The sequence below is a fragment of the Acinetobacter sp. MD2(2019) genome (assembly GCF_035615615.1).
Classification (GTDB): domain Bacteria; phylum Pseudomonadota; class Gammaproteobacteria; order Pseudomonadales; family Moraxellaceae; genus Acinetobacter.
This window is the reverse complement of sequence record NZ_VTDU01000040.1, coordinates 1-7,479: the sequence shown is the minus strand read 5'-3', so window position 1 is coordinate 7,479 and position 7,479 is coordinate 1. Positions and strand designations below refer to the sequence as shown.

Below are 7,479 nucleotides of genomic sequence, written 5' to 3'. Positions count from 1 at the left end.
GATGAAACAACTGAGCCAACGTAAAGTGACGCAGACCGAAGCAGCCGCCTATTTTGATACTGTCTTTAACAACAGCAAACTCAGTATTGTAGAGCAGGACGATGGCATTATTCAGTTTTATCGTAAAGTCGCGTCTCAAGCCGAGCCTAAACCTGAACCCAATGGACGTGCGATGTCTAAAGTCATGAGCATGTTTAATGGACAAGGTCGTGGTGCGGAATTGAGTTCAGCCAAAGACACTGCTTATGGCCTACTGTGTAGCATGACGGAATTTGCAGACCATGAACGTCGTGCCATGAGTCAAGACCATCGTTTAGATTCAGCATGGTTTGGGGCAGGGGCCAACTTAAAACAACGTGGACTTGAACAGGCTTTACGCATGTTGGCCTAAGCAGGCTCATCCCCCAACTTAAACGCTTAACCCTAAAAATAGCCTAACCCTTTTTATTCAAAGCTGTGTCTACGGACACAGCTTTTTTTATGCCCAAAATTTAACAATGACAGGAAATCGCTATGAACTCAGCTGTAATTCAACCTACCAATGCGACACTAAATATACATGCTAACCGTCCGAAACTGTTTACTGCAAAACGTTTTGTCGAGACTAAAAATATGACGCAGGCAGAATGGCTGGAAGTCCGTCGCCAAGGTATTGGCAGTAGTGATTGTGCAGCGGCTTGTGGACTTAATCCCTATATGTCGATGCTTGAACTGTGGATGATTAAAACAGGCCGAATCCCGCAAAGCATCAATGATGAAATTTCAGGACATGCCCCTTTATATTGGGGCCATCAACTCGAACCTTTAGTGGCTGAATATTACAGTCAACATACTCAGCACAAAGTCCGTCGGGTCAATGCCATCCTTCAGCATCCTGATCCCGACAAACATTTTATGTTGGCCAACTTAGATTATGCCGTGGTGGGTCATCCAGAAGTACAAATTCTAGAATGTAAAACCGCAGGGGAGCATGGGGCTAAACTTTGGCGTGATGGTGTGCCGCTGTATGTTCTATGCCAAGTACAACACCAATTGGCTGTTACAGGAAAACAAGCAGCACATATCTGTGTCCTGATTTGTGGGCATGAAACCCGCATTTTTAAAGTCACCCGATCTGCATCGGTGATTGAACAGATTATTCAAGCTGAGCGTTACTTCTGGGAGTGTGTAGAAAAAGATACCCCACCTGAAGCCGATGCCAGTCGCTCAGCAGCCAAAGCCTTACAACTGCTCTATCCCGAACACATCCCTTTAAGCCTGACCGATCTCACTCAAGATCCACAGGCCAATGAACAATTTACTCAACTGATCCAAGCCCGAAACCAAATTGAAAAATATCAGGAGCAATTCGATTTATTGAAAAACCAACTTCAAGCCAAAATGCAGGAGAGTGAACGCGCCACTTTTCAAACAGGCTCATTGACATGGAAACGGGCCAAAGACTCGATCAGTCTAGATAGTAAAGCTCTGCTTAAACAGCACCCTGAATACCTTGAGCAATTCCCACAGCACAAACAAGGCAGTCGTCGCTTCAATATCTACAGCCATGATGATTAGGCAGACATAGCCTAAGCAGGCTTTTAACCCACAAAACTAAAAAACCGCAAAGTCGCCCCTTTCGCCCGTCCCTCTAAAAAGAGGAACGGGCATTGGAACGGCTATGCGGGATTGAATCAATCCATAGAAGTTTCGCAATTGCTCTCCACAAGATAGACCGTGAACAGGTGTCTTGTGCAATTGCTTGATCTCTTCTAGATAAAACTCTAACGCTGTAATTAAATAGTGAGAAATACAAAATGATTAAAGGTTTAGCGATTACACCACCGATTTTAGGACGGATCAGTATTGGCAAAATGGTCGAGAAGAACGGCAAACGTCTGCCTGAAAAAGATGACCAATTTACCATTACCTCGCAAATCCAAAACAAAGATGGATGGGTTAAACATCCATTGGATGAACAACTGCGTGCCCAAGCACCGAATCAAAAACTACGCTCAATCCCTGTGCGCATGATCTTTAATGATCCTGAGCTGAACTTACGGGCGGAGTACAGTCTATTTGACCGACAAACAGGCCGACCCATCTGTATTGGTAATGGGGAAACTTGTCAGCGTAGAACCAGCCAAGGCATTGAACAACTGCCATGTCCATCGCCTGAGAGCTGTCCTTTGGCACAAGGTGGCAACTGTAAACCTTATGGAAGACTACATGTGAACTTGGATGAAGCAGATGAATTGGGCAGTTTCATTTTTAGAACCACAGGCTTTAACAGTATTCGCACGCTGGCAGCACGTTTGAGTTATTACCACGCTGCATCGAATGGCTTGCTGTCTTGTCTACCGCTGCAACTCACACTGAGAGGCAAGTCCACCACACAAAGCTATCGTAGTCCTGTGTATTACGTGGACTTAACCTTAAGAGAGGGCATTTCTTTACAAGAGGCGATTCAAACAGCCAAGGAGATTGATCAACAGAGTAAAACAGCAGGCTTTAACCAACATGCGTTAGATCAGATGGCGAGACAAGGCTTTGCCAATGCAAGATTTGAGGTGGATGTAGAAGAAGGGCGAGATTTGGTGGAGGAGTTCTTTACTGAGGAAATATCTGTGTCAGAGCAAAATTCGCATGGGCATGATGTGGCACATGTGCAAGCGCTGCAACAGGGTTTGCAGGGGAGTGTGAGGGTGGTGAATTAATCATGGAAAACATCATGAGTCTGTTTATAGACCAAGGTCAGACTTTTAAATGAAAACAATTATCAATGTTCAGAATATGGGGGGCTTAGGCTCCCTTATTTTTTTAATAATAGTTATACTCTGAGTAACTTTAAATAATTTTATTAATACATTATGAATGACTATATTCAATTAAATCGTAAATTTTCACCAATATTGTCAGATCAAAATTTAGATGTATCTAATTTAGATTATTCACTAAACATGAAGTATGCAGAAAAAAATAGTTGGGCTGATTTATTAATTGAATATAGATGTGTGATTTTGGCTGAGGCTGGTGCTGGGAAAACTAAAGAATTTGAAGAGTGTGCTAAAAGAATTCAAGCAGATAATAAATACGCTTTTTTCATTCGAATAGAGGACATTGATAATGATTTTGTTGATGAATTTGAAATTGGTGATGAAGATCAATTCAATGAATGGTTAGCCTCCACAGAGCCAGCATGGTTCTTTTTAGACTCGGTAGATGAAGCCCGTTTAGTAAATCCAAAACAATTTCATAAAGCTATAAAAAAGTTTGCAAAAAAGATAAAAGTTGCTACACGCAGATCTCACATTTATATTTCAAGTCGCCCTTATAGTTGGGGATTTGAAAGTGATGAAGAAATTTTAAATACGGAACTGTTTTATGGTATCAAGGATGAACAATGTAAATCTGATAAGGATCAAAAACTAAAAAGTGGACTAAAAATTTTTACTCTTTCTCCTTTAACTGTAGAGGATATAAAAAAATTTTGTGAAACTAGATCGGTAGAAAATGTTCCAGTTTTACTTAATCAAATCGAAAGATATGATCTGCTAGAATTTGCTGAACGGCCTTTTGATTTAGAAAGTATTATTGATAAGTGGAGAAATGAGGGGGCATTAGGCTCTAGATTAGAAATTATTAAATATAATATTAATCAAAGATTAGCAGATAGACATGACTCTAATAGACGTAATATCAATATAAGTTCAGAAAAACTTGCCCAAGGAGCCCAACGTCTAGCAGCTGCGGTTATACTAACCCGTAAAGCTAGTATTAATGTACGTTCTTCCAATCACAATACTAAAAACTTAGATCCTACTAAAGTACTTCCTGATTGGACTGATGAAGAAATATTTGCTTTATTAAGTTGCGCTATTTTTAATGATATCGTATATGAAGCAGTTCGTTTTAGACATAGAGATATTCGAGAGTTTCTTGCAGCCCAGTGGTTTTCAAATTTATTAAGTGGAGATGATAGACTTTCAACAGAAAGGCTTTTTTTTAGAGAGCAATTTGGTGAAAAAATTGTGGTACCTTCACTTCGATCAATACTTCCTTGGCTAATATTGTTGGATGAAAAAATTTGTCAAAATGTAATGAAACTCCAACCAGAAATTGCTTTTGAAAATGGTGACCCTGCACAGTTATCATTAGATGTACGTAGAAAGCTTTTTTCACAATTTGTTGAAAGAATTGCAAAAAATCAAGATGATCGAACAATTAGAGATAATGATTCTATTGCAAAAATTACTGATTTTGATTTAGAAGATGAAGTTTTATCACTAATAAAAATTTATTATGATAATGAAGATGTTATTTTCTTCTTAGGACGAATGGTTTGGCAAGGAAAGTTTACTAAATGTCTTTCTTTACTTACATCCATTGCGCTTGATGCTAAAAGAAATATGTACTCTAGGAGAGTATCGATTCGCGCAATTATGGCATGTGGGGGACGAGAACAAAAAGTCGATCTTTGGACTAAATTAAATCAAGGCGGGAAAAAACTAGATAGACAGTTAATTGTAGAACTTGTCGATGAAATTGATCCTGATCAAGACTTTATCAGTTTACTCATAGAGTCTTTAAGAAATGCAACTTTATATAAAAGATTTGAACATAGTGGGTTAACTGCGGTCTTAGAGAAATTTGTACAGAATCTTGACGCTATATTAGAATGTGAGTTGCTTATTGGTATAGCTGAGCTCTTAACTTCAGAACCTTTTTTTAATACAAGAGAATACAAAATATCGAAAGAATATGCTTGGATTTTAAAAATAGCTTTTCAAATTATTGAAAAATTAATTAGAGAGCGTAACCCCTTAGTACTTGAGGATAGGATAATAGAAATACTAATTAATGCTACAGCTCTAGAGCATCAAAGTGATTTTGATGATTTTAATGAAAAGAATAGGCTGAGAGAAGTTATACCTACATGGCCGGATCTTAATGAGAAGTTATATTGGAATTCAATTGAAATAGCACGCGAATATTTTCTTCAAAAAGAAAAGAATAGATTAACTGATGATTGGGCAATTTCATGTCAAGAACACTTTTGGAGATTTAACGCTGATAGTTTTGATAGATTATTGAGTTATATTGATATTAAAGATTTTGTTGATGATAAATTAATCTGCTTAAATCGAGCGTTTATAATATATTCACAACAGAACAAACCAATTGAAATGTTAACCAAAATACAAGAGGCATGTCGAAACCATCCTCAACTTTTAGATCAATTAGCAATTTTACTAACACCTGTACCTGTTCAAAGTGATATGCAAAAAAAATTTGAAGAAGATGAAATTAAGCGAAAAACAGAACGTGAGAAAAGAGAGTTAACAGAAAAAAAAGAAAAATTAGATTGGATACAAAGACTAAAGAATAATCCTGAGCAACTTAAGAACTCACCTCATATTTTAAATGGTGAATTAACAAACAATCATATTGGGTTAATGGATCAACTTGGTGAGTATGGAAGAATATCTACAGACCGTTATGCATTTCAAAACTGGAAAGACCTGATTCCTGAATTTGGGCAAGAAGTAGCACAAGCCTATCGTGATTCAGCTATAAAGTTTTGGCGAGTTTATAAACCTAAATTACATTCAGAAGAAATTTTAAAGAAAAACAGTACTCCTTGTGATTTAATATTTGGTTTAACAGGATTGGAACTTGAATTTAAAGAGAATCCAGAATTTTATAGTAAATTAAATTCAGATGAAATCAGCAATGCCTTAAGATATCTTTCATGGGAGTTAAATGGTTTTCCGTCATGGCTAGAAAAATTTCATAAAATTTTTCCAAATGAAGTTGTTGAAGCCGTTAACAAAGAAGTTTTATGGGAACTAGAGTCATCAAATCCTGAAACTGAACAAAATTACAATCATATCTTGTATGACCTGATCTATCATGCTCCTTGGATACATACAGATATCGCACATAAAATTTTTGAATGGTTAAAAGAAAATTCAAAATTACTTCATAAAGATACTTACAGATATGCAGTACAGATTTTATTAAATTCTGATATTCAAGAGTCAGATTTTAGCTTATTAGCCCAACAAAAAATTAAGGAATTCAGTTTAACTGAGCACAAAGCATGGTGGTATGCAGTTTATGTAGATTGTGATCCAGAAGAAGGAATATCGTCCTTAACTACGTGGCTAGAATCGTTAACTATTGAGGATGCTACACAAGCATCTCAAGTTTTTATTTGCCATTTGATGGGTGAAAGAGATTCAATAAATGGAAAAACAGGAAACAATAAGGTTAAAGAAATTAGATATTTAAAGAAATTATATTCTTTAATGCATACATATATAAAGCTCGATGATGATATAGATAGAGCTAACTCAGGAGTATATTCACCTAGGCTTAGAGATGAGGCACAAGATGCTAGAGATTTAATTTTTACATATTTGAAAGAAGTCCCTTGTGCTGAAAGTTTTTACGCAATTAAAGATTTATTAAAAGAGCATCCAAGTGGAAATAGACGCATTTGGTTGGAAAAAACTGCTCACAATATTGCCTTGTCATGTGGTGATTCTGAACCATGGAATATTGAGCAAGTATTACAATTTGAAAATTCGGGTAATATCAAGCCAAAGACACATAAAGAATTATTTGAGTTAGCACTGCTTAGGATAACTGAATTAAGAGACTGGCTTGAAAATGGTGACGATAGTCCTTGGCTTACTTGGCAAAGAGTTACACAAGAAACAGAAATGAGAAATCTAATTGCTGGCGAGTTAAGAAAAAGGGCACAATCTAAATATTCAATTTCTCAAGAAAATGAGTTAGCAAATAGCCAACGAACTGATATAAGGCTTGATAACCCTACAGTAAACAGTCCAGTACCAATTGAATTAAAAATTCTAGACAAAGGCTGGAGTGGTTCAAAACTATGTGAAAGATTGAGAAATCAATTAGTTGGGGATTATTTGCGCGAGTCAACTGCTGGTTGTGGAATATTTTTATTAGTTGCCCAAAACATAGATAAGAAGTGGGAAATTAGTGGTAAGAATATTGGCTTGGCTGAATTAGAGTCAGCCCTTCAAGAGTATTGGTACAGTATTGCTCATGAATGGACTGGAATAGACTCTATCAAAGTTGTTGTGATTGATTTAAGTAAAAGAAAATTAGTTGCCATAACATGATTATTCAAGTGTACAAGCTCAAATTTGATCTAAAGATTAACACTTTTTAGTTCATCCTTCATTTTAAATTTGAGTTAGTACAAATATTCTCATATATCTATAATCTCTTTTGCTGGTGAGATCGGAGTTAGTGTAGTCATCCGGTAATACCCCCATTATTAATCGAATCTATAAGTAGAATATCCTAAGCCTTTATTATTGTTTAAAATTAGGTGGTCTACCATCAACTGACATATGTGGTCGTTCATGATTATAGAAGTATTGCCATGCTGTTGTATAGTTCTGAACGTCTTCAATATCTCGAAATAACTGCTGATTTAAACACTCATAACGTACTGTT

Annotated in this window: 5 protein-coding genes; 4 read left to right on the top strand and 1 reads right to left on the bottom strand. The window is 36.6% G+C overall.

The genetic code is table 11. From position 1 onward, the window contains the following. The 4 genes from I2F62_RS12625 to I2F62_RS12610 form a co-directional block, all read left to right on the top strand. The coding region (locus I2F62_RS12625; protein WP_324627348.1) for a DUF932 domain-containing protein at window positions 1-391 on the top strand (391 nt) is incomplete at its 5' end. A gap of 122 nt (window positions 392-513) precedes the next feature. Next, window positions 514-1,557 (top strand): lambda-exonuclease family protein, encoded by a 1,044-nt coding sequence (locus I2F62_RS12620; RefSeq protein WP_324627347.1) that lies wholly within the window; start codon window positions 514-516, stop codon window positions 1,555-1,557. A gap of 239 nt (window positions 1,558-1,796) precedes the next feature. Next, on the top strand, window positions 1,797-2,696 hold the full coding sequence (locus I2F62_RS12615) for a hydrolase or metal-binding protein (protein ID WP_324627346.1): 900 nt from the start codon (window positions 1,797-1,799) through the stop codon (window positions 2,694-2,696). Between the two features lie 153 nt (window positions 2,697-2,849). Then, window positions 2,850-7,139 carry a hypothetical protein gene (locus tag I2F62_RS12610; protein WP_324627345.1) on the top strand — a complete coding sequence of 1,430 codons (4,290 nt, stop codon included), beginning with the start codon at window positions 2,850-2,852 and terminating at the stop codon, window positions 7,137-7,139. A gap of 195 nt (window positions 7,140-7,334) precedes the next feature. On the opposite strand, the gene I2F62_RS12605 is transcribed toward I2F62_RS12610, so the two are convergent. Beyond that, window positions 7,335-7,479 (bottom strand): integrase core domain-containing protein (locus I2F62_RS12605; RefSeq protein WP_324625736.1); only part of this gene is annotated, 145 nt, incomplete at its 5' end.

Bases quoted from the DNA above. Each gene is read 5' to 3' on its own strand.
- I2F62_RS12620 (WP_324627347.1), top strand. From the start codon at position 514: ATGAACTCAGCTGTAATTCAACCTACCAATGCGACACTAAATATACAT.
- I2F62_RS12615 (WP_324627346.1), top strand. From the start codon at position 1,797: ATGATTAAAGGTTTAGCGATTACACCACCGATTTTAGGACGGATCAGT.
- I2F62_RS12610 (WP_324627345.1), top strand. From the start codon at position 2,850: ATGAATGACTATATTCAATTAAATCGTAAATTTTCACCAATATTGTCA.